This is a genomic window from Ruegeria sp. AM9, assembly GCF_056540565.1.
In genome coordinates this window covers 51,191-74,410 of sequence record NZ_JBQFWY010000004.1, presented here as the reverse complement: position 1 = coordinate 74,410, position 23,220 = coordinate 51,191, and the positions used below count along the sequence as shown (strand labels likewise).

The 23,220-nt window shown below is 60.2% G+C and carries 27 protein-coding genes and 1 riboswitch; of the genes, 8 read left to right on the top strand and 19 right to left on the bottom strand.

Annotation, left to right across the window (positions count from 1 at the left end; all coding sequences use genetic code 11):
• Window positions 1-60: 60 nt before the first annotated feature.
• The 6 genes from ACR0DO_RS09705 to ACR0DO_RS09680 form a co-directional block, all read right to left on the bottom strand.
• Window positions 61-396 (bottom strand): hypothetical protein, encoded by a 336-nt coding sequence (locus ACR0DO_RS09705; RefSeq protein WP_170445574.1) that lies wholly within the window; start codon window positions 394-396, stop codon window positions 61-63.
• A 47-nt stretch (window positions 397-443) separates the two neighbouring features.
• Complete coding sequence (locus ACR0DO_RS09700; RefSeq protein ID WP_480558287.1) at window positions 444-1,088, bottom strand: phosphoribosylanthranilate isomerase; 645 nt, start codon at window positions 1,086-1,088, stop codon at window positions 444-446.
• Window positions 1,089-1,097: 9 nt separating this feature from the next.
• The gene (locus ACR0DO_RS09695) at window positions 1,098-1,448 is read right to left on the bottom strand and encodes a lipopolysaccharide assembly protein LapA domain-containing protein (protein ID WP_170327045.1); all 351 of its coding nucleotides are present in this window, start codon (window positions 1,446-1,448) and stop codon (window positions 1,098-1,100) included.
• Between the two features lie 6 nt (window positions 1,449-1,454).
• Window positions 1,455-1,739, bottom strand: a complete 285-nt coding sequence (gene ihfB / locus ACR0DO_RS09690) for an integration host factor subunit beta (RefSeq protein ID WP_037310872.1) — start codon at window positions 1,737-1,739, stop codon at window positions 1,455-1,457.
• Between the two features lie 271 nt (window positions 1,740-2,010).
• A complete protein-coding gene (rpsA, locus tag ACR0DO_RS09685; protein WP_170445578.1) occupies window positions 2,011-3,687 on the bottom strand; it encodes a 30S ribosomal protein S1 in 1,677 nt (558 codons plus the stop codon).
• Window positions 3,688-3,943: 256 nt separating this feature from the next.
• A complete protein-coding gene (locus ACR0DO_RS09680) occupies window positions 3,944-4,459 on the bottom strand; it encodes a hypothetical protein (RefSeq protein ID WP_170445581.1) in 516 nt (171 codons plus the stop codon).
• A gap of 218 nt (window positions 4,460-4,677) precedes the next feature.
• Between ACR0DO_RS09680 and ACR0DO_RS09675 the strand changes: the two genes are divergently transcribed.
• Window positions 4,678-5,157 (top strand): YHS domain-containing (seleno)protein, encoded by a 480-nt coding sequence (locus ACR0DO_RS09675; protein WP_170672359.1) that lies wholly within the window; start codon window positions 4,678-4,680, stop codon window positions 5,155-5,157.
• Between the two features lie 18 nt (window positions 5,158-5,175).
• On the opposite strand, the gene cmk is transcribed toward ACR0DO_RS09675, so the two are convergent.
• Window positions 5,176-5,793, bottom strand: a complete 618-nt coding sequence (gene cmk, locus ACR0DO_RS09670; protein ID WP_170445587.1) for a (d)CMP kinase — start codon at window positions 5,791-5,793, stop codon at window positions 5,176-5,178.
• Window positions 5,790-7,136, bottom strand: a complete 1,347-nt coding sequence (aroA, locus tag ACR0DO_RS09665; RefSeq protein ID WP_480558284.1) for a 3-phosphoshikimate 1-carboxyvinyltransferase — start codon at window positions 7,134-7,136, stop codon at window positions 5,790-5,792. Before aroA ends, cmk begins: the two co-directional genes overlap by 4 nt.
• A gap of 184 nt (window positions 7,137-7,320) precedes the next feature.
• On the opposite strand from aroA, the gene ACR0DO_RS09660 reads away from it, so the two are divergent.
• Entirely contained in the window at window positions 7,321-8,130 is an 810-nt protein-coding gene (locus ACR0DO_RS09660) for a hypothetical protein (protein WP_480558282.1), read from the top strand.
• 3 nt (window positions 8,131-8,133) lie between these two features.
• On the opposite strand, the gene trmB is transcribed toward ACR0DO_RS09660, so the two are convergent.
• The 8 genes from trmB to miaB all read right to left on the bottom strand — a co-directional run bounded on the left by trmB (window position 8,134) and on the right by miaB (window position 16,583).
• On the bottom strand, window positions 8,134-8,841 hold the full coding sequence (trmB, locus tag ACR0DO_RS09655) for a tRNA (guanine(46)-N(7))-methyltransferase TrmB (protein ID WP_480558280.1): 708 nt from the start codon (window positions 8,839-8,841) through the stop codon (window positions 8,134-8,136).
• Window positions 8,842-8,933: 92 nt separating this feature from the next.
• Complete coding sequence (gene metK / locus ACR0DO_RS09650; RefSeq protein ID WP_170672367.1) at window positions 8,934-10,115, bottom strand: methionine adenosyltransferase; 1,182 nt, start codon at window positions 10,113-10,115, stop codon at window positions 8,934-8,936.
• A gap of 5 nt (window positions 10,116-10,120) precedes the next feature.
• Window positions 10,121-10,169: riboswitch (SAM-SAH riboswitch) on the bottom strand.
• A 42-nt stretch (window positions 10,170-10,211) separates the two neighbouring features.
• Window positions 10,212-11,708, bottom strand: coding sequence for an apolipoprotein N-acyltransferase (gene lnt / locus ACR0DO_RS09645; protein WP_480558278.1), 1,497 nt, complete (start codon window positions 11,706-11,708; stop codon window positions 10,212-10,214).
• Entirely contained in the window at window positions 11,705-12,592 is an 888-nt protein-coding gene (locus ACR0DO_RS09640) for a hemolysin family protein (protein WP_170445606.1), read from the bottom strand. The genes lnt and ACR0DO_RS09640 overlap by 4 nt, the downstream gene beginning before the upstream one ends.
• Window positions 12,593-12,627: 35 nt before the next feature.
• Window positions 12,628-13,122, bottom strand: coding sequence for an rRNA maturation RNase YbeY (gene ybeY, locus ACR0DO_RS09635; RefSeq protein WP_480558276.1), 495 nt, complete (start codon window positions 13,120-13,122; stop codon window positions 12,628-12,630).
• A 33-nt stretch (window positions 13,123-13,155) separates the two neighbouring features.
• Window positions 13,156-14,178 (bottom strand): PhoH family protein, encoded by a 1,023-nt coding sequence (locus ACR0DO_RS09630; protein ID WP_480558274.1) that lies wholly within the window; start codon window positions 14,176-14,178, stop codon window positions 13,156-13,158.
• A 137-nt stretch (window positions 14,179-14,315) separates the two neighbouring features.
• Complete coding sequence (locus ACR0DO_RS09625) at window positions 14,316-14,969, bottom strand: outer membrane protein (protein WP_480558272.1); 654 nt, start codon at window positions 14,967-14,969, stop codon at window positions 14,316-14,318.
• Between the two features lie 294 nt (window positions 14,970-15,263).
• On the bottom strand, window positions 15,264-16,583 hold the full coding sequence (gene miaB, locus ACR0DO_RS09620; RefSeq protein WP_170445613.1) for a tRNA (N6-isopentenyl adenosine(37)-C2)-methylthiotransferase MiaB: 1,320 nt from the start codon (window positions 16,581-16,583) through the stop codon (window positions 15,264-15,266).
• A 120-nt stretch (window positions 16,584-16,703) separates the two neighbouring features.
• Here miaB and ACR0DO_RS09615 point away from each other — a divergent pair, with 120 nt between their 5' ends.
• A complete protein-coding gene (locus ACR0DO_RS09615) occupies window positions 16,704-17,567 on the top strand; it encodes a hypothetical protein (RefSeq protein WP_480558270.1) in 864 nt (287 codons plus the stop codon).
• A 2-nt stretch (window positions 17,568-17,569) separates the two neighbouring features.
• On the opposite strand, the gene ACR0DO_RS09610 is transcribed toward ACR0DO_RS09615, so the two are convergent.
• Window positions 17,570-18,367: a phytanoyl-CoA dioxygenase family protein gene (locus tag ACR0DO_RS09610; protein ID WP_480558268.1), complete on the bottom strand. Its 798-nt coding sequence runs from the start codon at window positions 18,365-18,367 to the stop codon at window positions 17,570-17,572.
• Window positions 18,368-18,454: 87 nt separating this feature from the next.
• On the opposite strand from ACR0DO_RS09610, the gene ACR0DO_RS09605 reads away from it, so the two are divergent.
• Complete coding sequence (locus ACR0DO_RS09605) at window positions 18,455-19,345, top strand: LysR family transcriptional regulator (protein WP_480558266.1); 891 nt, start codon at window positions 18,455-18,457, stop codon at window positions 19,343-19,345.
• Window positions 19,346-19,347: 2 nt separating this feature from the next.
• Here ACR0DO_RS09605 and irrA read toward each other — a convergent pair whose 3' ends face one another.
• On the bottom strand, window positions 19,348-19,764 hold the full coding sequence (gene irrA / locus ACR0DO_RS09600; protein WP_170672380.1) for an iron response transcriptional regulator IrrA: 417 nt from the start codon (window positions 19,762-19,764) through the stop codon (window positions 19,348-19,350).
• A gap of 188 nt (window positions 19,765-19,952) precedes the next feature.
• On the opposite strand from irrA, the gene fabA reads away from it, so the two are divergent.
• Genes fabA through ACR0DO_RS09580 form a run of 4 tightly spaced genes read left to right on the top strand, consistent with a single transcriptional unit; the run spans window position 19,953 to window position 22,765 of the window.
• The gene (gene fabA / locus ACR0DO_RS09595) at window positions 19,953-20,462 is read left to right on the top strand and encodes a bifunctional 3-hydroxydecanoyl-ACP dehydratase/trans-2-decenoyl-ACP isomerase (RefSeq protein ID WP_058279458.1); all 510 of its coding nucleotides are present in this window, start codon (window positions 19,953-19,955) and stop codon (window positions 20,460-20,462) included.
• Window positions 20,463-20,493: 31 nt separating this feature from the next.
• Entirely contained in the window at window positions 20,494-21,723 is a 1,230-nt protein-coding gene (gene fabB / locus ACR0DO_RS09590) for a beta-ketoacyl-ACP synthase I (RefSeq protein ID WP_170445638.1), read from the top strand.
• Between the two features lie 5 nt (window positions 21,724-21,728).
• Window positions 21,729-22,520, top strand: a complete 792-nt coding sequence (locus tag ACR0DO_RS09585) for an enoyl-ACP reductase FabI (RefSeq protein ID WP_170445641.1) — start codon at window positions 21,729-21,731, stop codon at window positions 22,518-22,520.
• 59 nt (window positions 22,521-22,579) lie between these two features.
• Window positions 22,580-22,765: a hypothetical protein gene (locus ACR0DO_RS09580; RefSeq protein WP_170445644.1), complete on the top strand. Its 186-nt coding sequence runs from the start codon at window positions 22,580-22,582 to the stop codon at window positions 22,763-22,765.
• 23 nt (window positions 22,766-22,788) lie between these two features.
• Here ACR0DO_RS09580 and ACR0DO_RS09575 read toward each other — a convergent pair whose 3' ends face one another.
• Window positions 22,789-23,217, bottom strand: coding sequence for an FKBP-type peptidyl-prolyl cis-trans isomerase (locus tag ACR0DO_RS09575; RefSeq protein WP_170445647.1), 429 nt, complete (start codon window positions 23,215-23,217; stop codon window positions 22,789-22,791).
• Window positions 23,218-23,220: the final 3 nt, after the last annotated feature.

Below are 23,220 nucleotides of genomic sequence, written 5' to 3'. Positions count from 1 at the left end.
TCCATCGTCGTACCCGTCGTTCATAGGAGGTGGCGCGCGGATTTGCCATGGCAAAACGCATCATTTCGCCGCCTGGACGCGCTGTGCCCATACCTGCAACGCCTGATCCCTGCTTGGCACGGCGATGCAAGTGAAGTGATGAAACTCATTCACCTCGGCCAGATACGCCGCCGCCCGCACCACGCGGCGGTGCGGACCGGAATGGGCGAAGGTCAGCATCGCCTCGGCGTCGTGCCAGACACTCAGCGAAAAATAGAGCCCTTGGTGCGGGAAGACGTCTACTTTCAGGCACAGCGGATCACCGCGCGCTTGCAGAATTGCCTGACGGGCGCGCCAGAAAAACTCTGGCCCGTAGTACCACCGTTTCAATGAAACTCCGCCAATTGCTGCCAGCATTCCCGCGCCCTCCTCTAACGGAGATACGCAGGCATCAGGCGATCAGATCACCGGCTGGCGTCGATAAAGGCGCGGATCAGGGCCGCATCCTTCACGCCGGGTGCGCTTTCCACACCCGAAGAGACATCGACCTGCCGCGCGCCGGTCATGCGCATGGCCTCGGCAACGTTTTCCGGCGTCAGCCCCCCGGCCAGCATCCACGGACGCCGCCAGTATTTGCGCCCCGCCAACAGGCGCCAGTCAAAGGCCAGCCCATTGCCGCCCGGCAGTTCGGCGTTGCGCGGTGGCTTGGCGTCGATCAGCAGCTGATCCGCCACTTCCGAATACAGGTCGATCGCCGCAAGATCCTCGGCTTCGGCTACACCAATGGCTTTCATCACCGGCAGGCCAAACCGCTGCCGGACCTCGGCCACGCGATCCGGGCTTTCCTTGCCGTGCAGCTGCAACATGTCCAGCGGCACGCTGGCCACGATCCGGTCCAGTTCCTCATCCGACGCGTTCACGGTCAGGGCGACCTTGGCGACGCCGGCAGGTACCAGATGGGCCAGTTCGGCGGCAGCCTCGATTTCCAGATGCCGCGGCGATTTGGGAAAGAACACGAAACCAACATAGCGCGCACCAGCCTCGGCAGCCGCGCGCACGTGATCAGGGGCGGTCAGACCGCAGATTTTGACACTTGCATCTTGGGGCATTGGATTGCCTCAGCTGGCTTCGTCCAGCAAGGCCAGCACTTCGTCCTGACCTTCGTTCTGCTTTTTCTTGAGCTTCTTGACCTCGCGCTCAAGCTTGCGCACTTCGTTTTTCTTCACCGACGCATCCCGGCGGTGCTTGTGTTCGCGCAGCCATTCCCACAGGAAACCGATGATCAGGCCCGCAACCACACCACCCAGCACCACCACGAACAGCGGCAGCGACGTGCTGAAGTTAAAGCCTACAAGCTCGGCAAAAGGTTCCGGCATCAGCGACAGTTGAACCGATTCCCGATTGGCCAGCGAAACGGAAATAAGCACGATCCCGAGGATCGCCAGGAAAGCATATCGAAGGTAACGCATCATGGTTTAGGCTTTACCGTTCAACCGGTCCCTAAGCAACTTGCCAGTTTTGAAAAACGGCACACATTTTTCTTCGACCTGAACGGTCTCGCCGGTGCGGGGGTTGCGACCGACCCGCGCGTCGCGCTGTTTGACCGAAAAAGCGCCGAAACCACGCAGTTCCACGCGGTCACCGCGCGCCATGGCATCCGTCACCTCTTCAAACACAGTATTCACGATCCGCTCGACGTCGCGTTGATACAGATGCGGGTTCTCGTCGGCTATTTTCTGAATCAGTTCTGAACGGATCATGAGCGCTACCCTCCCAGGCGACCGGTTAACCATCTCTATTGTTCTGAACAGTATAGGAAAAAAGTCGGTTCGGGGGAACGTAAACTCTGTGTGCAAAGCCTTCATTTTGCTGCTAAACCGCGCGATTTTTCGCTTGTTCGCGCAAATTCCACTTCTAAAGCGCGGACGACACCCGGAATAAGCCCGGAAATCGGAACATATTGATTCGCAACAAAAACGGCCCCGCGCGGATACGCGGGGCCGTAAATTCGGCTAAGGCTGAGGCCCGGGCTTAGTCGCCCGATTTCAGCGCTGCACCCAGGATATCGCCCAGCGATGCGCCCGAGTCGGAGGAACCGTACTGTTCCACGGCCTCTTTCTCTTCGGCGATTTCGCGTGCCTTGATCGACAGGCCCAGACGGCGAGTCTTGCTGTCGACATTGGTGACGCGGACGTCGACCTTGTCACCGACCGAGAAACGCTCGGGGCGCTGTTCGGCACGGTCACGCGACAGGTCGGAGCGGCGGATGAAGGACTTCATGCCTTCGTATTCCACTTCGATGCCGCCATCTTCGATCGCGGTCACTTCAACGGTGATGACCGAGCCACGCTTCACGCCGCCCACGGCTTCGGCGAACTTGTCACCGCCCAGGGCTTTGATCGACAGCGAGATACGCTCTTTCTCAACGTCAACTTCCGAAACGACGGCCGAAACCATATCGCCTTTGCGGTAGTTCTGGATGGCATCCTCGCCACGCTCGTCCCACGACAGGTCCGACAGGTGAACCATGCCGTCGATGTCGCCTTCGAGACCGATGAACAGACCGAATTCGGTGATGTTCTTGACTTCGCCTTCGACCTGCGTGCCCTCGGGGTGAGTTTCTGCAAACACTTCCCACGGGTTGCGCTGAGTCTGCTTCAGGCCCAGAGATACGCGACGCTTGGCGCCGTCGATTTCCAGAACCATGACGTCGACTTCCTGGCTGGTCGAAACGATCTTGCCGGGGTGGACGTTTTTCTTGGTCCAGGACATCTCGGACACGTGCACCAGACCTTCGACACCAGCTTCCAGTTCGACGAAGGCGCCGTAGTCGGTGATGTTGGTGACGCGACCCTGATGGACCGAGCCCAGCGGGTACTTGGCAGCAACCAGATCCCACGGATCTTCCTGCAGCTGCTTCATGCCCAGGCTGATGCGGTGGGTCTCTTTGTTGATCTTGATGACCTGAACCTTGATGGTTTCGCCGATCGTCAGGATCTCGGACGGGTGGTTCACACGGCGCCATGCCATGTCGGTGACGTGCAACAGGCCGTCAACGCCGCCCAGGTCAACGAATGCACCGTATTCGGTGATGTTCTTGACGACACCCTCGACGGTCTGACCTTCGGACAGGTTGCCGATAACTTCGGCACGCTGTTCGGCACGCGATTCTTCCAGGATTGCGCGGCGCGAAACAACGATGTTGCCACGGCGGCGGTCCATTTTTAGGATCTGGAACGGCTGCTTCAGACCCATCAGCGGGCCAGCGTCGCGCACGGGGCGCACATCAACCTGCGAGCCGGGCAGGAACGCAACTGCGCCACCCAGATCGACGGTGAAGCCACCTTTGACACGGCCAAAGATTGCACCTTCGACGCGCTGGTCGTCGGCATATGCTTTTTCCAGACGGTCCCATGCCTCTTCACGGCGGGCCATCTCGCGCGAGATGACAGCTTCGCCACGGGCGTTTTCTGCGGCGCGCAGGTAGACTTCGACCTCGTCACCAACAGTGATTTCGGGGGCTTCGCCGGGGTTTGCGAATTCTTTCAGATCAACGCGGCCTTCCATTTTGTAGCCGACGTCGATGATGGCCTGGCCGGCTTCGATCGCCAGAACCTTGCCTTTGACAACAGAACCCTCTTCGGGCGTGTCCATTTCGAAGCTTTCATTCAGGAGGGCTTCGAATTCCTCCATGGATGCGTTAGCCATGTGGCGTTGTTTTCCTTTACATACGTTTTGTCTGGCCGAGCGGTTGTCTCCGCCGGTCTTAGTGGATTGGTCAGACGACCTGACATATGCCGCAAAACAAAGAGGGCCGGTTGGTTCCGACCCTGCTCGTCTCGTTGTTTTATGGCTCAAATCGCCTTGTCGACCGGCGCTCTATAGCGGGTTCGCCAAGTCGCCGCAAGTCATACCGGGCAAATCACGAAATAACGTGCAAGTCGTCGCGGCCAACGACTTGGGATCAAATCTCCTCGCCCTTTTTCAGCAATTCATCGATCAGGTCTCGCTGAAGGTTGCGGCTGTCACCGCCGCCGAATTGCTGCGCCCCGCCGGAATAGAGCGAGCCGTAGGTCTTGGCGATGTTCACCGTCTGCGCCAGCCCCGAGATCAGCTGATCCTTTTCCAGCGGTGACAACGGGTGGATAAACGCCGCCCACAGCATCCCGTTGGCGATCGCATAGCGCGCATCCAGGGCGCTGTCGAAATTGGCCTGCATCATGCGATGCATATCCTCTGTGGTCAGGCCTTCGGCGCTGCGGATCGGAACCATCGCGCGCATCCGGTCGGCATTGCTGTCGGTGATGACCAGAACCGGAACGTCCGACACGGTCAGCTGGAACCCCGGCCCGCGCGGCTGTGCCTCGGGGTCGAGTGCAAAGATGATCTTGCCCAGACGTTCGTAGTCCATCGGTGGCTCGGCTTCCTGAGCCGCCAGACTTCCGGCCAGAAAAATCAGGGTTAGGGCTAGTCGGATCATCGCATCTCTCCTGCAGGCTATGCCCCAACCATAGGGACCGACTGACAGGCTGACCAAACAAAGCTTGGTGAAGTGGATTTTCCGTCCGGCCGCAGGTTTGAACGATCTGCAAGGTTTGACGGGCTTCCTGCGATAGCCCGTTCAGAACTGCCCCTCTACCTATGTTTCAGCGGTTGGCCACCCGGCTGATCCAAACCTGAACAGGAAAGGATATTCCAATGAAGTCTCTGGTTCTGACCACCCTCATCGCCGCTCTGCCCTTGGTCGCGGCACCCGCCTTTGCCGCGGATGAGATCAATGTCTCAAACGGTATCTCGGCCGCCGGCGCACCGCTGGCGGCGCATGGCGTCGATCTGGTTGCGCTGGTGAATGACGGCAACCCTGTCGATGGCTTCGCCACCCATTCCGCCACCTTTGACGGCGCGTCCTACTACTTCACCAGCGCCGCAAACCGCGAAGCGTTCGAGGCCAACCCCGCTGCCTATCTGCCGCAGCATGGCGGGTTCTGTTCGTTCGGCGTGTCGGTGGGCAAGAAGTTCGACGGCGACCCGGATCAGTATCTGGTCGCAGATGGCAAGCTGTATCTGTTCCTGAACGCCGAAACCCGTGCGGCCTTCCTGAAGGACGTGGCAGCCACGGCAAAAACCGCTGACGATCAGTGGGCGAATATCAAAAGCATCGCCGTTGGCGAGTTGTAATCCAGCAAGCCCGCGGCATCAGGGTGTCGCGGGTTTTTTCCGTTCGATGAAGGCCACGGCCTGGGTCAGCGCCGCGTCGATACTCAGATCGGAGGTATCCAGCAGAACGGCATCCCCGGCGGGTTTCATCGGCGCGGTACTGCGTTCGGCATCCCGCGCATCGCGTTCGCGCACATCGGCCAGCACCTGTTCGCGGGTAACGTCCGAGCCCTTGGCGCTCAGCTCCAGAAAACGCCGCTCGGCCCGGACCTCGGCGCTGGCAGTGACGAACAATTTCACTTCGGCCTCGGGGCAGATCACCGTCCCGATATCGCGCCCATCCAGCACAGCGCCCCCGGCACGGCGGGCAAAGGCACGCTGGAAATCCACCAAGGCCGCGCGGACCTCGGGGATCACGGCCACTTTCGACGCCGCCTGTGCGATTTCGGCCGTGCGCAGATCGCCCTGTTCCAGTTCCTCAGCGGTCAAAGCCTGCGCGGCCTCGACCGGGTCGGCGCCGTCCAGCGTCCGACGCCCAACCGCACGGTAGAGCAACCCGGTATCCAGATGCGCGAACCCGAAATGCGCGGCAACACCTTTCGAGATCGTGCCCTTGCCCGCCGCCGCAGGACCATCAATGGCGACCGTAAAGCTCACGTGCGTTCGACCTTTGCACCCAGGGACGCCATCAGTGGCTCGAAAATCGGGAACGAGGTCGCGATCGGGCCGCCGTCATCCACTGAAACCGGGGTCTTCGCGCCCATGCCCATCACCATGAAGGACATGGCGATGCGGTGGTCCAGAAAGCTCTCGCACGTGCCGCCGCCGGGGATGTTGCCGATGCCCAGCCCGTCGACCGACCACCATTCCTCACCCTCGTCCACGGTCACGCCGTTGGCGCGCAGACCCTTGGCCATCGCGTCAATCCGGTCGCTTTCCTTGACACGCAGCTCTTTCACGCCGCCCATCATCGTGGTGCCGGTGGCATTGGCCGCAACCACGGACAGAACCGGGTATTCGTCGATCATCGAGGCCGCGCGTTCCGGCGGCACGTTGATACCCTTCATGTTGGGCGAATACTTGGCACGCAGATCAGCGACAGGTTCGCCGCCCTCTTCGCGTTCGTTTTCATAGGTCAGATCGGCCCCCATCTCGCGCAGCGTGGTGAACAGCCCCGCGCGGGTCGGGTTCAAACCGATGCCCGGCACCAGAACGTCCGAACCGGGGGTGATCAGCGCCGCACAAACCGGGAAGGCCGCGCTGGACGGATCGCGCGGCACGGCGATGACCTGCGGTTTCAGCTCGGGGCGACCGGTCAGAGTGATCACCCGGCCCTCTTCAGTATCTTCAACGGTGATTTCGGCACCAAACCCGGCCAGCATCCGCTCCGAGTGGTCACGGGTGGCCTCTTTCTCGATCACGACGGTTTTGCCCGGCGCGTTCAGACCGGCCAGCAGTACGGCGGATTTCACCTGCGCCGACGGCACTGGAACCTCATAGCGCACCGGAACAGGTTCCGCCGCGCCGACGATGGTCATCGGCAACCGTCCACCCGAACGGCCAACCGATTGCGTACCAAACAGCGCCAGCGGATCGGTCACCCGCGCCATCGGGCGTTTGTTCAGGCTCGCGTCCCCCGTGAACGTCGCCGTAATCGGAGAGGTAGCCATCGCGCCCATGATCAGCCGCACCCCGGTACCCGAGTTGCCGCAATCAATCACTTGATCGGGCTCGGCAAAACCGCCAACGCCGACACCATGCACAGACCATTCACCGCCACCGTGGTCTGTCACCTCGGCCCCGAAAGCGCGCATCGCCTTGGCGGTATCCAGAACGTCTTCGCCCTCAAGCAGGCCCGAAATCTTTGTCTCACCCACCGCCATGGCGCCCAGGATCAGCGACCGGTGCGAGATCGACTTATCCCCGGGCACCTCTGCCGTGCCGGTCAGCGGGCCGCAGGGATGCGAGGTCATCGGGATGGGCGTGCCGTGTCCGGACATGGGGGCTCCTGTTTTCGCTATCAGTGCCCAAGCCGATTAGCGAATTGGAGACGGTTGGTCCAGCGGCAATGCGACCGCCAGCGCAAGCCAGGTTTGGGTGATCAGGGGTTTCCGGGCTACAATCGTCGAATTCAGGACGAGTTTGTTTTTTGTTTCTCATTAATCACTGTCCGAGGATTACCCCATGTCACAAATTCAATCCATGCTCTCAAGTGGCACGGAAAAGTACTTTCAGCCCAAGGACCCACTAAAGACTGACAGCGTTTTGCAGATGCGCCTGGCCTTTCTGGTCGGCCTTGTTGCCTTTGGCCTGCCGATCATTCTCGCCGCTGGTGCAGTGTTTGGCGGCAGCTGTTTCCGCGACAGCATCAGCCATTTTTATTATGCCCAGTTTCTCGGCGCCATTTTTGTCGGCCTATTGGTTTTTATCGGCGGTTTTCTGATCGCCTATACCGGAGATCATTGGCTTGAGGATCTTGGGTCCTTCATTGCCGGAATAGGTGCCTGTTTTGTTGCGGTTTTCCCAACAAGCGGGTCTGGCTGCGAAGAACCCGTCAGCTTCAAGTCACGAATCTTTGCCGATGTGAACCAATCGCCGCCACCGGTGCTGTCTGACCCGCAGCCGGACGCGTTCTTCACCCTGTTTTCGAGCGCTCCGCATTTACATGCCTGGGCTGCGGGCATCCTGTTTGCTTATCTGGGCCTTTATTGCCTGTTCGTTTTACGCCGCGTGGTTCCTGAACGTCACATAAGAGACGGCCAATTGATCCGGTCGAAAAGACAACGCAACACACTGTATTCGTTGTGCGGCGTTACAATCCTGCTGTGCGTTCTGGTTCTGGGTATCGTCGCCTTTTCCGGTGAAAGCGCTCAAGCGGGGTGGAAATCCCATAATCTGACGTTTTTTGTGGAAACAATCGCGCTTTGGGCATTCGGGCTGGCTTGGTTCGCCAAAGGCCGCGCCTTTCCCAGCCTGCGCGATTCCACGCCGTAGGGGTCAGGTTTTGCGGAACGTCAGGTAATGCGGTGTGCGGCCTTCGCGCAGGGCCTTCTGCTCATACCGGGTGGAAATCCAGTCCCCCCAAGGCTCACGCCAATCTGTTGGGCGCTCGGCCAGCCATTCGAACCCTGCGCGCGGAACTTCCTCAAGCGTCTGGCGGACATAGTCGGGAATGTCGGTGGCCACGCGAAAGATTGACCCCGGTTTCAGCACGCGCGCCAGCGGCTCCAGATGTTCCGGCGTCACGAAACGACGGCGATGGTGCCGCGTTTTCGGCCACGGGTCGGGGTACAGCAGGAAGGCGCGCGAAATGCTGGCCTCGGGCAGCACGTCGAACAGATCGCGCGCATCACCGGGGTGCACCGCAAGGTTTTCGACCCCAGCCTGACGGATTTTGCCCAACAGCATGGCGACGCCGTTGATATAGGGCTCGGCCCCGATGATGCCGATATCAGGGTTGCTGGCGGCCTGATGCACCAGATGCTCACCGCCGCCAAATCCGACCTCAAGCCAGACATCCTTGCCGCCGAACAGCGCCTTAAGGTCCAGCGGATCGCGGTTGGGGTTGCTCTCCCAATCCACCGCGCCGGGTGACAGAGCGTCAAGATCTTCGTTCAGATACGTCTTTTGACTGGGCTTCAGGGTCTTGCCCTTAAAGCGGCCATAGAAGTTTCTGCGGGGGCGTTGTGGTGTCTGGGTGCTCATGGCGGTGCCCATACTGCGCGGGCCGCACCGTTGCAACCCCGGTGCCGAATCGAAAAGCGCGCCGGGGTCGGCGCACTTTGTTTGGTTGTGGATCAGACCGCCGCTTTAAGCGCGTCGACCAGATCGGTGCGCTCCCAGCTGAAGCCGCCATCCGCGTCGGGCTCGCGCCCGAAGTGGCCATAAGCGGCCGTGCGCTGGTAGATGGGTTTGTTCATCTGCAGGTGCTCACGAATGCCGCGCGGGGTCAGGTCCATCACTTGACCGACGGCCGTTTCGATCAGAGCGTCCGCAATCTGACCGGTGCCGTGCGTGTCGGCATAGATCGACAGAGGCTTGGACACACCAATCGCATAACTCAGCTGGATGGTGCAGCGTTCCGCCATACCCGCAGCAACGACGTTCTTTGCCAGGTAGCGCGCGGCATAGGCTGCCGAACGGTCCACCTTGGTCGGGTCTTTACCCGAGAACGCACCGCCACCATGCGGCGCGGCACCGCCATAGGTGTCCACGATGATCTTACGCCCGGTCAGACCTGCGTCACCGTCCGGGCCGCCAATCACGAATTTGCCGGTTGGGTTCACGTGCCACTCGGTTTCCGCGGACAGCCAGCCCTCGGGCAGGGTCTCGGTGATATAGGGCTCGACGATGGCACGGATGTCATCCGAGCTCAGCGACTCGTCCAGATGCTGGGTCGACAACACGATCGAGCTGACGCCAACCGGCTTGCCGTCGCGGTACACAACCGACAGCTGCGATTTCGCGTCCGGGCCCAGCGCGGGCTCGGTGCCGTTCTTGCGCACTTCGGCCAGACGACGCAGAATCGCGTGCGAATACTGGATCGGAGCGGGCATCAGCGCGGGGGTTTCCGTGGTGGCGTAACCGAACATGATGCCCTGGTCGCCAGCGCCCTCGTCTTTGCCGTCGGACGCGTCCACACCCTGCGCGATATGGGCGGACTGTTCGTGCAGCAGGTTCGTCACCTCGACGGTTTCGTGGTGGAACTTATCCTGCTCATAGCCGATATCCTTGATACAGGCGCGCGCGATCTCGTCGATACGGCCCATATAGTCGTGCAGCTTTTCCTGATCAGACAGGCCTACTTCGCCACCAATTACCACACGGTCGGTCGTGGCAAAGGTTTCGCACGCCACGCGTGCTTCGGGTTCTTCGTTCAGAAATGCGTCAAGGACGGCATCGGAAATCCGGTCGCAAACCTTATCCGGGTGCCCTTCGGATACAGACTCCGAAGTAAAAGTGTAGTTCTGTCGGGACATGAAAGTGCTCCATTAAGATTTCCCCATCACGCCAGGAAGCCGTTGTGACGGGCAAGCGAGGGCATACGCCCACAACTTCACAGGGTCAATCGGTATTTAAGCGAGTTCCTGCCGGACGTTGCGCCAAAGCAGCGCGAACAAAACCGCCAGCAAGACAAAGACCGGAAAATCACCGATCCGGGCATAGATGGTCGGTGCCAGCGGCGCCGGTAATTTCGCGTCCACAAAGCCCGCCTGCCCCAATGCCAGCGCGTTCGTGATGCGCCCCAGTGGATCGATCACCGCCGATACTCCGGTATTGGCTGAACGCATCATCGGCAGGCCTTGCTCGATGGCACGCATCTGCGCCTGAGCCAGATGCTGATAGGGGCCGGACCGGGTACCGAACCAGGCATCATTGGTGATTTGCAACAGGAAATCCGCGCGACCGGGAGCGGACAGGACATCCTGCGTGAACACGGCCTCGTAACAAATCAGCGGCAGCGCCTTGCCCAGCTTTCCCGCGTCCATCAGCGCAGCACCGGGTCCCGAGCTGAAGCCATGACCGGCAGTGGTCGCCATCCCGTGAATGCCGAACCGTGCCATCAGGTTTCCAAACGGCACGTATTCCCCGAACGGAGCAAGGTGGTGCTTGTCATACAGGCCCTGCTGCTGACCCTGCTCGTCCAGATAGATCATCGAGTTATAGATTTGCGGGCCGTCACCCCGCTGAATGCCCAGAAACACCGGCACTGACTGCGCAGCATCTGTGACTGCATCCAAATACGGCTGCGCACTGCCCAGCCATGCGGGTATCGACGTTTCCGGCCAGACGATCAGGTCAGGCCGGGGCTGCGCTGCGGTAAACTCGATCTGCCGTGCAAAGAACAACGGCGCATAGTCCGGGTCCCATTTCTGATGCTGTGGGGCGTTGGGCTGGATCAGGCGCACGGTGTGGTCGGTCTCGGTGACAGTCGGACGGGTGGCCGCATAGACCAACACCAGACAAGCCGTGCCAACCGTCAAGCCCAGGGGCAGCACGAACCCGCCGCGCTGTGCCAGCGCCGCCCCCAAGGGCAAGGTTGCCAGCAGCGTCAGTGCACCCAGACCATAGGGTCCGAACAGCGACAGAAGCTGCGCCACGGGCGTATCAACCCAAACCTGCGCCAGCCCGGCCCAGGGGAAGCCCGTCAATACGTATCCCCGGGCGAACTCCGCCAAAGACACGGCCACGGCAAGGAAAACCGCCTGTTTGACAGCGCCTCCACCCGGTCGCCTTGCGGCCCAAAAGGCCAGCGCCCAGAACAAGGCCAACCCGCCCGCCATGAAGATCAGGGCAAAGGGCGCCATCCACGCGTGGCGCTCGGCGTCCACGAAAAACGGCTCGATGATCCAGCTGAGCCCGTGGGCGAAGTATCCGGTGGCAAAGGCCCAGCCCAACCACGCGGACCGACCCCGCGTTTCAGTCGACATATAAAGAGGGGCAAGCAGCAGCAACCCAACCAGCGTTGCCGCCCATATGCCAAAAGGTGCAAGACCAAAGGCCGCCAGCGCGCCCAGCAGGGCCGACAGCACGAACCTCAGCCAAAACGGCCAGCCCTGCGATGGGGTCATGCAGTAAGATCCGGCAACATGACACGCAGTCGCTTGATCCGGCGCGGATCTGCGTCGATCACCTCGAATTCCGGGCCTTCGGGATGCAGAACAACCTCACCCCGCGCAGGTACGCGGCCGGACAGCATGAAAACCAGACCGCCCAGAGTATCGATCTCTTCCTCGTCCACGTCCTCGTGACTGGTCAGCGAGCGTCCGATCTCGGCCTCGAACTCTTCCAGAGGGACACGCGCCTGAACGATGTAACATCCGGGCTTTTCCTGCACCCAAAGCTGATCTTCATCCGCGTCGTGTTCATCGGCGATTTCACCCACGACCTGTTCGATCAGGTCCTCGATGGTCAGCAAACCGTCAACGCCACCATATTCGTCGATCACCAGCGCCATGTGGCGGCGTTCCGTCTGCATCTTGGTCAGCAGCACACCGATTGGCATCGAGGGGGGCACGAACAGCAATGTCCGCAGCATCGAGACCAGATCGAACTCGTTGCCGCCACCGTTGAACCCATGGGTCAGGGCGAAATCCTTGAGGTGGACGAAGCCCAAAGGCGTGTCCAGCGTGCCCTCATAGACCGGTATTCGGGACAACCCGCTGTCGCGGAACACCTGCGCCAGTTCATCTTTGGTGATGGTGGACGGGACCGAGATGATCTCGGCCGTCGGAATGGCCACGTCCTCGACCCGCATCCGCCGCAGGTTAATCATGCCGCGCGGCTGCACCCTATCGGTCTCGTGCCCGTTGGCTACGTGAACCTCATCCTCGTCCTGTGGTGAGAACGCGTCCACTATTCGAGAAAAAAACCCGGCTTTCTCTTTGACATTGTCACCGCCGTTCTTCGGTTGCGCGCCCTGCGCCGCCATAGAACTGCCGTCTGTATCGCCCATGATCCCGTTCCAAATAATCGACCCTGAAGGCCCGTCTACGCATTATATGGGTCATCAAGACCCAGTTTGCCAAGTATATCGACCTCAACCGCTTCCATCAAATCCGCGTCAGCGTCGTGGATGTGATCGTATCCCAGCAAATGTAAAGTTCCGTGAATGATCAGATGTGTGACGTGATCATCCATGGGCTTTCCCGCCTCAGCCGCCTCACGCGCGCAGGTGTCGTAGGAGATCGCAATATCCCCCAGCGCGATTTCGCCGGTGAAGTCCGGCTCGGGCGGCAGCGGTGGATGACCCGGTTGGCCTGGCGCCAACTCCTCGGCGGGCCAACTGAGCACATTGGTCGGAGCGGGTTTTTCCCGAAACTCGGCATTCAGCTCTGCGATCCGGGGGTCGTCACACGCCAGCAGGCTGATCTCACATATATCGGCGTCCAGATCGCAATGGTCCAAAACCGCCTGTATGGCCCGCACGGCCAAAGGCTCCAGCCCCTGCCAGCGTGCGTCTTCAATCGTCAGTTCAAGGTTCATGCCATCACGTCCAAAGCCTGCAGCCCCGAACGATTAACCCGTCTCGCGGCCTGCGTCGGCCTCATACGCTTCGATAATGGCGGCGACAAGCGGGTGGCGCACCACGTCTTTCGAGGTGAAATAGTTGAAGCTGATATTCGGGATCGTCTTCAGCAAACGCTCGGCATCCGCCAGACCCGATTGAACCCCGCGCGGCAGGTCCACCTGTGACCGGTCTCCGGTGATCACCATGCGGCTGCCCTCACCCAGACGGGTCAGGAACATCTTCATCTGCATGGTCGTGGCGTTCTGCGCCTCATCCAGCACCACAAACGCATTGGCCAGCGTCCGCCCGCGCATGAAGGCCAGCGGAGCGATTTCGATTCGTTTCTCTTCGATCAGTTTGGCCAGTTGCTTGCCGGGCAGGAAGTCGTTCAGCGCGTCATAGAGCGGCTGCATGTAAGGATCGACCTTGTCCTTCATGTCACCCGGCAGATAGCCCAGCTTTTCACCAGCCTCGACGGCGGGGCGGCTGAGGATAATCCGGTCCACATGCCCGCCAATAAACATCGATACGCCGACGGCCACCGCCAGATAGGTCTTGCCGGTGCCCGCCGGGCCGATTCCAAAGGCCAGTTCGTTGTTGAACAGCGACTGGACATACGCCTTTTGCGCATCGGTGCGCGGCTCGACCAGTTTTTTGCGGGTTTTGATCTCAACCGTGCCGCCCTTGAACATCTCAAGCTGGTCACCGTCTCGGCTGCCGGTTCCTGTCTCGGAACCGCCCATCCGAAGCTCGCGATCCACATCGGCGGCCTCGACATCGCGGCCGCCTTCGAGACGGGTGTAGAGCGCCTGCAGCACCTCGATGGCCTGTTTCTGCGAATCCTCGTCGCCCATGACAACCAACTGGTTGCCGCGCCGGACAATCTGGACGGACAGTTTTTGTTCAATTTCGGTCAGATTGCGGTCATACTCGCCGCACAAATCAATCAACAACCGATTGTCAGGGAATTCAACAAACGCCTCGCGCTGGGGCATGTCATCTTGCGGTGGGGTAAGGGCACCGATGGCCAATCCGTTCTCCTGTCTTGGCGTTTCACCCTGAGCGTAGACAACAATTCTCGGTGGGCGCAAGCCACAGTTTCAAATTTTCCGAAACGGATGGCAAAACCGCCGAACAATGCCGCAAACGATACCACCCCCAACAGGGGTCAAAACGTATAGTTCAACCCAAATCTCAGACCGCGGTAGCGCGGTGTGGATTTCGTCGAGAACCCATTGCTGAACTCGACCCGGCGCGAGTCGAACTGCACATATTCGTACTCACCCGTGATCGACCAGTTTTCGCTCAGGCTGTGTTCGGCACCGATACTGGCCGAAAACCCACTCCGGGTATCGCTGTCTTCAAAAGATTGCGTCGTGGCCCCGGAAGTCAGGCTGCTGCCGGTCGTGACATCCCCCTGCACGTATCCGACCGTAACAAAGTACAAAACCGTGCCGCTTTTGTTGGTCAGACCGTTGCGAAAGCGAACCGACAAGATGTCCGAGACCTCGGAGGAACCGGTGATTGCGGTGCTGCCAACATTCGTCATGACGTCGTCGTCGAGCGTGCCAAAATCATACCCAAGTTCGAACCCGTAGACATAATCGCGCCCGCCGACGGCGGGCAGAACACCGCGCCAGCCGCCTCGGACACCACCGTAGCTGCCTTTCAGATCCAATTCTCCGATCCCGAAGGTGCCGCCCGGGGTCGTCAGGCCGAATCGGTCCGTGCCGCTTGTTGCGTAACCGCCGCTCAGGCCCAGATAAAAGGCGCTAACATCGCTGCCGAAACGTTTCGGGCTGGCAACCGGAGGGTCAGTCACACCCTGCTCCAAATTGCCCGCAACAGTTGCGCTGGAAAGAAGCGAAAGCACCAGCGCCGACGAAAAAACAACCCGACGACCTGGCCCAAAGAAACGTGTTCGAATTTCCACTCGTAACCTCCATCGTCCCAACCCGTTAGCCGGACCGGCACAGAACTGGATTCTCAGGAGCGCGGCGCGCTATACCCTGAAAAAATCTGGCCTTTCTCGGAACATAGTTCTTGGTCGTGAATCAAGGGTTAAATTTTGAAACAAGTGCCAACTATGGTTTTCTGACAGCACCAGCCGCACAGGTCAGATCAATGTCCCCGCCAGCGAGTTTGCCCCCGAACCGGTGATCCGAACGTCTCTTAGCTCACCGATGGCGACGTCGGCCTCGGACACGTGAACCGAATGCAGATACTCGGATTTTCCGACCATTTGTCCGGGCAGGCGACCGGATTTTTCGAACAGAACACTGACTTTGCGACCAACCATCGCGTCCTGGATTTCCCGCTGATGCTGAGTGATCAAGGCCTGCAGGCGTTGCAAACGATCATCCGCTGCCTGCGGATCGACCTGAGGCCGCTCGGCCGCAGGCGTTCCGGGGCGGGTCGAGTATTTGAAGGAATAGGCATAGCCGTATTTGACCTCTTCCACCAAATCCAGCGTGGCCTGGAAATCTTCGTCGGTTTCCTCGGGGAAGCCGACGATGAAGTCACCCGACATCATGATATCAGGCCGCGCGGCACGGATACGCTCGACCAGACGCAAATAGCTTTCCGCCGTATGGCTGCGGTTCATCCGCTTCAGAATCCGGTCCGAGCCCGACTGCACCGGCAGGTGCAGATACGGCATCAGCTTTTCGCAGGTTCCGTGCGCCTCGATCAGGTCATCCGCCATGTCATTGGGGTGCGAGGTGGTAAAGCGGATGCGCTCCAGCCCGTCGACCTTGTTCAACTCCCAGATCAGACCGGCCAATGTCATGTCTCCGTTCGCGCCTGCGCCATGATAAGCGTTGACGTTCTGCCCCAGCAGAGTGATCTCGCGCACGCCGCGTTCGACCAGATCATGGGCTTCGCGGATAATGCGATCCGCCGGACGGCTGACCTCGGCCCCGCGGGTATATGGAACCACGCAGAAGGCGCAGAATTTGTCGCAGCCCTCCTGCACGGTCAGAAATGCCGTTGGGCCGCGCTTGGCCTTGGGGCGGTTCTTGAGCTTTTCGAACTTGTCTTCCTCGGGGAAATCCGTGTCCAGCGCCTTTTGGCCCTCGCGGGTCTTGGCCTCCATCTCGGGCAGACGGTGATAGCTTTGCGGCCCCACCACCAGATCGACCAGAGGCTGACGGCGCATGATCTCTTCGCCCTCGGCCTGCGCCACACACCCCGCCACGCCGATCTTCAGATCCGGCTTTTCCGCCTTCAGCCCCTTGAACCGGCCCAGTTCGGAATAGACCTTTTCGGCGGCCTTTTCGCGGATGTGGCAGGTGTTCAGCAGAATCATATCCGCGTCGTCGGGGCTTTGGGTCTCGACATAGCCCTGCCCGCCCAGCGTCTCGGACATGCGTTCGCTGTCATAGACGTTCATCTGGCAACCATAGGTTTTGATGTACAGCTTTTTGGGTTCTGACATGGATATGGCCTTTGCGTTCGCAGGATCGGCGTCATCTATACCTTACGAACGCCGCTTGCAATGCCGGGGCGGATACCCGATTTTGACCGAAGATTCCAGCAAAGTGGAACCGAACAGGCAATGCAATACGACTCACTCGACGTTTTCCTGAACTCAGGCAAATCGGCGCTGGCCAAGGGCCCCGTCGCCCTGATCTTTGCCGAAGACATGGTCGAGATCGACAGCACCATCCGGCATCATCTGCATCTGGGTTTCAAATCCGTGATCGCCTTCATGCCGCAGGACTTTACGCTGGACCCCGAACTGTCAGAACGCATTCACCGCGTCACCCTGACCTGTGTGCCCAGCGCAATTGTCTTCGACACTATCAACAGAATCATACAGGCCGAGCCCGGCATCTGGATGTACTACTGCTATAACGCCGAATATCTGTTCTTTCCGTTTTGCGAGACCCGCACGGTGGGCGAGTTGCTGGCCTTCCACGCCGAAGAACGCCGCGACGCGATGCTGAGCCACGTGGTTGACCTCTATGCCGATGATCTGGACGCCTTTCCGAACGGAGTCGCTCCGGACCGTGCGATGCTGGACAGCACCGGCTATTACGCCCACACCCGCCATGACGCCGAAGACCACCCGGTCGAGCGTCAGTTGGACATGTCCGGCGGCCTGCGCTGGCGGTTCGAGGATCACATTCCATACGAACGCCGCCGTATCGACCGGATCGCTTTGTTCAAATCCCGCAAGGGTCTGGAGCTGCGTCCCGATCACACTTTCAACGAGCCGGAATACAACACCTATTCCTGCCCCTGGCACCACAATATGACCGCCGCTGTGTGCTCATTCCGCGCGGCCAAGGCTTTGAAAAGCAATGCCGGGTCCACCTTCGACATCCCAACCTTTTGCTGGCGCAACTCGGTGCCGTTTCAGTGGACATCCGGCCAATTGCTCGATCTGGGGCTGATCGAATCGGGCCAGTGGTTCTGAGCCTAGCGCCGCAGCAGCACCGGGAACCAATCTTCACGCAGGCGCTGGCCCGGGGTCATGTCGTGACCCGGAAACGGCGGTGAGGTCCGGCCCGGACGCTCCACATATCGTGCGTCATCGCCGACCAGACGCAGCGAAAACGCCCTGCGGCGGCTGTCAGAATGGTTACCGCGCGCGCCATGCAGCGTGCGGTAGTTGAAGGCCACCGCGTCGCCCGGCTCCATCTCGAATTCCACAACCTTCATGCCTTCGGCATCCGGGTCCGGAACGGGGATGTACTGACCTTCATCGGCAAAGAACCCTTCTTCCGAGACCCAGCGGGTCGGCAGAACCTCTTTCTCCCACCGGTGCGAGCCCGCCACGCAGCGCAGCGTTGCCTGTTTCACCGGGTCCAGCGGCGACCAGAAGCTGATCGTCTGCTGTCCCTCGACAAAGTAATACGGCCCGTCCTGATGCCACGGGGTCGCCATTGACGTACCGGGCTCTTTGACCAAAACGTGGTCGTGGAACATTTGAACGGTCTGCGATTGCATCAAATCCGCCGCGACCTCAGCCGCCGGAGAGCTCTCGATCACCTCGCGAAACTGATCAATCCGCGACCAGTTGCAATAGTCGTCAAAGAACAGGCCGGTTTCGCCCTGTTTCTTGTTGTCGGACGCATAAGGCCCCGGCTCAGCCATGTTCGCGGCAACGCCTGCGCGCAGGGCTTCGACGTGGTCGGCAAACAGCCCTTTGATCAGGACAACACCGTCCTGCTGATAGGTGTCGATCATCTCTTGCGTGACCAGAGGGTGCGTCATGTCTGTCTCCGTGCCGTGAGGTTGGGCGATCTGCACATGGGAACGCCCTCTGTTCAAGTCATATCTTTCAAAGATACACTTAACTTCATGTTATATATCTCGCTACGCCAATATGAATATGTCTGCGCCATCGGACGGCATGGCAGCCTGTCCGCCGCGGCGCAGCACCTGAATGTCTCGCAACCAGCGCTGTCCAACGCGCTGACCCGGGTCGAGGAACAACTGGGCTATCCCCTGTTCGCCCGTCGGCGCGGAGCGGCGATGGCTTTGACCCCGCAAGGGCGCAGCTTCATTGAAGAGGCCGAGGCGCTGCTGGCCAGAGCCGCCCGTCTGGAAAACGCTGCCGAAAGCAGCACGGGCAAGGCGCGGCTGCGGCTGGGGTGTTTCGTTGATCTGGCCCCGTTTCTGCTGGCCCGTGCCCTGCGGCAGTTGCGCGCCGAGATGCCGGATGTGGCGGTGTCTTACAGGGTCGACAGTTTCGAGGGCCTGATTTCCGGCCTGATCGACGGGCGGATCGACCTGGCGTTGACCTATGGGCTCAGCATGGACGCGACATTTACCCGGCATACTTTGTTCGCCAACTCTCCGCGTGCGCTTCTGTCCCCAGATCATCCGCTGGCCACAAACCGCCAGGTTTCCTTGCTGGACCTGGCCGCACATCCGCTGATCCTGTCCGAGGAAGGGCTGTCCGCGCAGCATGTATTGGGGCTGTTTCGACGGATCGGAAAAAGCCCGAAGGTGGCTCATCGCGCGGCCTCGCTGGAGATTCAGCGCAGCCTGGCAGCGCATGGTGAAGGGGTTGCGATCAGCTATGCCAATCCGCCAACCGAAATCAGCTATGACGGGATGGCCCTGCTCAGCCTGCCCGTATCGGACCCTTTCGCGGCAGAGCCCGTAGTGCTGGCACGGCATGGCACTGGCCCCACGGACGCGCAGATTGCAAACGCCGAGCGCGCCTTGTCCGATCTGAAACCGTAGATTTATTTTTTTCGCAGGCGGATCACGACATCGACCGAGGCGATTTCAACCCCCTCGGGCGCTTCGGGCAGACGCTGAATCACCAACTGATCCGAGGGCGCATCGCTCAGGCGGCTTTCATCTTCCCAGTAGAAATGCGGGTGATCATGGGTATTGGTGTCGAAATAGCTTTTCGACCCATCCACCGTGATCTCCTGCAGAACACCGGCCTCGCAAAAGGCGCGCAGCGTGTTGTAGACCGTTGCAAGCGAGACGGCATCGCCGTTTTTTTTCGCCGATTCAAACAGGCTTTCCGCCGTGACATGCCGGTGACGGCCATCGCCCACCAACAGTTCGGCCAACGCCAAACGCTGTCGCGTCGGGCGCAATCCTGCGTCGACCAACCAATTCGTGGCTCTGCTCTGGCTTTGAGGTGTCATGAATCCGAAACCCGTTTGTTGCTGCCCTATATATAAGTGCTCAGGTCAGGTTATTTCAAATGAAATTCATTCGCAAAGAATGTCCTGAACACAACATGATGTGGGCGACCGCTCTTGCAGGACCTTGCATACGGGTGCTAGGTGAGGCCAGATTAGTTAAACGGACCCCTGGCAGGAGAGGCGGCAGAATGGCCCAATTCCCGAGCAGCTTTGACAAGGACGATCTGCTGAAATGCGCCCGAGGCGAATTATTCGGCCCCGGTAATGCGCAGTTGCCTGCTCCGCCGATGCTGATGATGGATCGGATCACCGATATCTCGGCCGATGGCGGCGCGCATGGAAAAGGTCATATTCTGGCCGAGTTTGATATCACCCCGGACCTGTGGTTCTTTGACTGCCACTTCCCCGGCAACCCGATCATGCCCGGCTGTCTTGGACTGGACGGCTTGTGGCAGCTGACCGGCTTCAACCTGGGCTGGCGCGGCTGGCAGGGGCGCGGCATGGCCGTTGGCGTGGGTGAGGTCAAGCTGACCGGCATGGTGCGCCCGGACCGCAAGATGCTGACTTATAAAATCGATTTCAAAAAGGCGATTCAGACCCGCCGCCTGACCATGGGTGTGGCGGATGGTATCGTCGAAGCCGACGGCGAAATGATTTACGACGTCAAAGACATGAAAGTCGTTCTGTCCGAAGCCTAAGCCGGACCGGCCTGAAATAAGGAGCACGCACATGCGTCGAGTAGTTGTCACCGGTTTGGGGGTTGTGTCCTCCATCGGGAACAATGCCGAAGAGGTTCTGGCCTCACTGAAGGCCGGCAAGTCCGGCATCGTGGCCAATGAGCAGATGGTCGAACACGGCTTTCGCAGCCAGATCGCCGGATCGCTGAAGATTGACGTGGCCGAGCATGTGGACAAGCGCACCCTGCGCTTCATGGGGCCGGGTGCCGCCTATGCCCATATTGCCATGAGCCAGGCGATCGCCGATTCCGGTCTGACCGAAGATCAGGTTCAGAACCCGCGCACGGGCTTGGTCGCCGGTTCGGGCGGCCCGTCGACCAGCGCCATGCTGACGGCGCATCAGACGGTGCTGAAAACCGGAGCCACCAAGCGGATCGGACCGTTCGCAGTTCCGAAATGCATGTGCTCGACGATTTCCGCGAACCTTGCGACGGCGTTCAAGATCAAGGGCATCAACTACTCGATCACCTCGGCCTGTTCGACCTCGCTGCACTGCATCGGCAATGCGGCGGAACAGATCATGATGGGCAAGCAGGACATCATGTTCGCCGGCGGCGGCGAAGAACTGGACTGGACCCTGTCCTGCCTGTTCGACGCGATGGGCGCGATGTCTTCCAAGTACAACGACGCCCCCGAGAAAGCCTCGCGCGCGTTTGACGAAGACCGCGACGGATTCGTGATCTCGGGCGGTGGCGGCATCGTCGTGCTCGAGGATCTGGAGCACGCGCTGGCCCGCGGCGCCAAGATCTATGCCGAAGTCACCGGTTTCGCCGCCACCTCGGACGGCCATGACATGGTGGCCCCGTCAGGCGAAGGCGGCGAGCGCGCGATGCGTCTGGCGCTGGCGACCCTGCCCGAAGGCCGCAAGGTCGATTATATCAACGCCCACGGCACCTCGACCCCGGTCGGAGACGTGGGTGAGGTCGAAGCCGTCCGCCGCATCTTTGGCGAGGGCAAGGTGCCGCCGATTTCCTCGACCAAGTCGATGACCGGCCACGCGCAGGGCGCCGCCGGTGCGTTGGAGGCAATCTTCTGCCTTTTGATGCTGGACAATGACTTTATTACTCCGTCGATCAACGTCGACACACTTGCCGAAGGCATCCAGCCCGGTGAAATTGCAACTCAAGTGGTTGAAAACGCAGGTTTGGACTCTGTGATGACCAATAGCTTCGGCTTTGGCGGCACAAACGGGTCCATGGTTCTGTCAAAGTATAACGGGTGAACATGATGTCGGATCTTCTCAAGGGCAAACGCGGCCTGATCATGGGGGTGGCGAATGACCGCTCGATTGCTTGGGGCATTGCCAAGGCGATGCACGAGGCCGGTGCGGAACTGGCGTTCACCTATCAGGGTGAGGCGTTCGGCAAACGGCTGGAACCGCTGGCCCAAAGCCTGGGCAGCGATTTCATGGTCGATGCGGATGTCACCGATGATGAATCGCTGGACCGCGCGTTCAATGAGTTGGGCGAACGCTGGCCGACGATTGATTTCGTGGTTCACGCAATTGCCTATTCGGACAAGTCCGAACTGACCGGCCGTTTCCTGAACACCACGCGAGCGAACTTCAAGCACTCGATGGATGTCTCGGCCTATTCCTTTATCGAGGTTGCGCGTCGTGCCTATCCGCTGATGAAGGACAATGGCGGCTCGCTGCTGACGCTGACCTATCAGGGTTCGAACCGTGTTGTGCCGAACTACAACGTCATGGGCGTGGCAAAGGCCGCGCTGGAATCGGCGACGCGCTATCTGGCCAACGATCTTGGCCCCGAAGGCATCCGCGTCAACGCAGTCTCGCCCGGCCCGATGAAGACGCTGGCGGGCGCGGCCATCGGTGGCGCGCGCAAAACCTACAAGTTCTGTGATCAGAACGCACCGATGCGTTCAAACGCCACGCTCGAGGCCGTGGGCGGCACTGCCGTTTACCTGGCTTCTGATGCCGGTGCCTGCACCTCGGGCGAGATCATTCGCGTCGACGGCGGCTTCCACGTTTTGGGCATGCCGCAGCCCGATCACATGTGACCCGATCTTTCCCTGCCCGCGCCAAGATTTCACCATCTTTCGCGGGCACGGATAGCGGCATGAGCAAAGCAGAACAAATCCTCTCGAACACCTCTCGGGTGTCCCGGCGCAAACAGGGCTTTTTGGGACAACGCGGCCGGATCGCGTTGCTGGCCCTTACCATGCTGCTGATGCTGTTTGTGTTCTTTACACAGGCAGATGTGCGCGCGGCCTTTACATCCTGGACCAGCCTGATTTCAGGCTGATCCAAAGCGCTGGCCCGCTGTGGTCAGTTGATTGAGACGACCTCGATATCGAAAATCAGGTCCTGACCGGCCAGCGGGTGGTTTGCGTCCAGCGTGACGGTTGCCTCGTCCGAGTCTACCACCGTCACTGGCACCGCTTGCCCGTCCGGCGTCTGCATCTGTAACTGGGTGCCGGGATCCAACGGGATGTCATCCGGGATGCCCTCGCGCGGGATCTGCTGGCGCGCTGCGGGGTTGATCGGGCCATAGGCATCCACGCAGGCGATTTCGACCCGCTTTTTCTCACCCACAGTCAAACCGGGCATGGCGGTATCCAAACCGGGAATGATCTGGCCTGACCCGACCACGAATTCAAGCGGATCGCGTCCTTCGGAACTGTCGAACACGTTGCCGTCCAACAGCGTACCTTTGTAATGGATGCGAACGGTGTCGCCTTGTTTGATCTCGGTCATAGG

What these genes read in the sequence shown, in the direction of transcription:
- metK (WP_170672367.1), bottom strand. Translation starts at nt 10,115, where the DNA reads ATGTCCCGACAGAACTACACTTTTACTTCGGAGTCTGTATCCGAAGGG.
- irrA (WP_170672380.1), bottom strand. Translation starts at nt 19,764, where the DNA reads ATGACACCTCAAAGCCAGAGCAGAGCCACGAATTGGTTGGTCGACGCA.
- aroA (WP_480558284.1), bottom strand. Translation starts at nt 7,136, where the DNA reads ATGTCCGGACACGGCACGCCCATCCCGATGACCTCGCATCCCTGCGGC.
- ACR0DO_RS09705 (WP_170445574.1), bottom strand. Translation starts at nt 396, where the DNA reads ATGCTGGCAGCAATTGGCGGAGTTTCATTGAAACGGTGGTACTACGGG.
- ACR0DO_RS09575 (WP_170445647.1), bottom strand. Translation starts at nt 23,217, where the DNA reads ATGACCGAGATCAAACAAGGCGACACCGTTCGCATCCATTACAAAGGT.
- ACR0DO_RS09700 (WP_480558287.1), bottom strand. Translation starts at nt 1,088, where the DNA reads ATGCCCCAAGATGCAAGTGTCAAAATCTGCGGTCTGACCGCCCCTGAT.
- ACR0DO_RS09580 (WP_170445644.1), top strand. Translation starts at nt 22,580, where the DNA reads ATGAGCAAAGCAGAACAAATCCTCTCGAACACCTCTCGGGTGTCCCGG.
- ihfB (WP_037310872.1), bottom strand. Translation starts at nt 1,739, where the DNA reads ATGATCCGTTCAGAACTGATTCAGAAAATAGCCGACGAGAACCCGCAT.
- ACR0DO_RS09695 (WP_170327045.1), bottom strand. Translation starts at nt 1,448, where the DNA reads ATGCGTTACCTTCGATATGCTTTCCTGGCGATCCTCGGGATCGTGCTT.
- ACR0DO_RS09660 (WP_480558282.1), top strand. Translation starts at nt 7,321, where the DNA reads ATGTCACAAATTCAATCCATGCTCTCAAGTGGCACGGAAAAGTACTTT.
- ACR0DO_RS09610 (WP_480558268.1), bottom strand. Translation starts at nt 18,367, where the DNA reads ATGACGCACCCTCTGGTCACGCAAGAGATGATCGACACCTATCAGCAG.
- ACR0DO_RS09585 (WP_170445641.1), top strand. Translation starts at nt 21,729, where the DNA reads ATGTCGGATCTTCTCAAGGGCAAACGCGGCCTGATCATGGGGGTGGCG.
- ACR0DO_RS09615 (WP_480558270.1), top strand. Translation starts at nt 16,704, where the DNA reads ATGCAATACGACTCACTCGACGTTTTCCTGAACTCAGGCAAATCGGCG.
- ACR0DO_RS09680 (WP_170445581.1), bottom strand. Translation starts at nt 4,459, where the DNA reads ATGATCCGACTAGCCCTAACCCTGATTTTTCTGGCCGGAAGTCTGGCG.
- ybeY (WP_480558276.1), bottom strand. Translation starts at nt 13,122, where the DNA reads ATGAACCTTGAACTGACGATTGAAGACGCACGCTGGCAGGGGCTGGAG.
- fabB (WP_170445638.1), top strand. Translation starts at nt 20,494, where the DNA reads ATGCGTCGAGTAGTTGTCACCGGTTTGGGGGTTGTGTCCTCCATCGGG.
- ACR0DO_RS09605 (WP_480558266.1), top strand. Translation starts at nt 18,455, where the DNA reads ATGTTATATATCTCGCTACGCCAATATGAATATGTCTGCGCCATCGGA.
- rpsA (WP_170445578.1), bottom strand. Translation starts at nt 3,687, where the DNA reads ATGGCTAACGCATCCATGGAGGAATTCGAAGCCCTCCTGAATGAAAGC.
- fabA (WP_058279458.1), top strand. Translation starts at nt 19,953, where the DNA reads ATGGCCCAATTCCCGAGCAGCTTTGACAAGGACGATCTGCTGAAATGC.
- ACR0DO_RS09640 (WP_170445606.1), bottom strand. Translation starts at nt 12,592, where the DNA reads ATGGGCGATACAGACGGCAGTTCTATGGCGGCGCAGGGCGCGCAACCG.
- miaB (WP_170445613.1), bottom strand. Translation starts at nt 16,583, where the DNA reads ATGTCAGAACCCAAAAAGCTGTACATCAAAACCTATGGTTGCCAGATG.
- trmB (WP_480558280.1), bottom strand. Translation starts at nt 8,841, where the DNA reads ATGAGCACCCAGACACCACAACGCCCCCGCAGAAACTTCTATGGCCGC.
- lnt (WP_480558278.1), bottom strand. Translation starts at nt 11,708, where the DNA reads ATGACCCCATCGCAGGGCTGGCCGTTTTGGCTGAGGTTCGTGCTGTCG.
- ACR0DO_RS09675 (WP_170672359.1), top strand. Translation starts at nt 4,678, where the DNA reads ATGAAGTCTCTGGTTCTGACCACCCTCATCGCCGCTCTGCCCTTGGTC.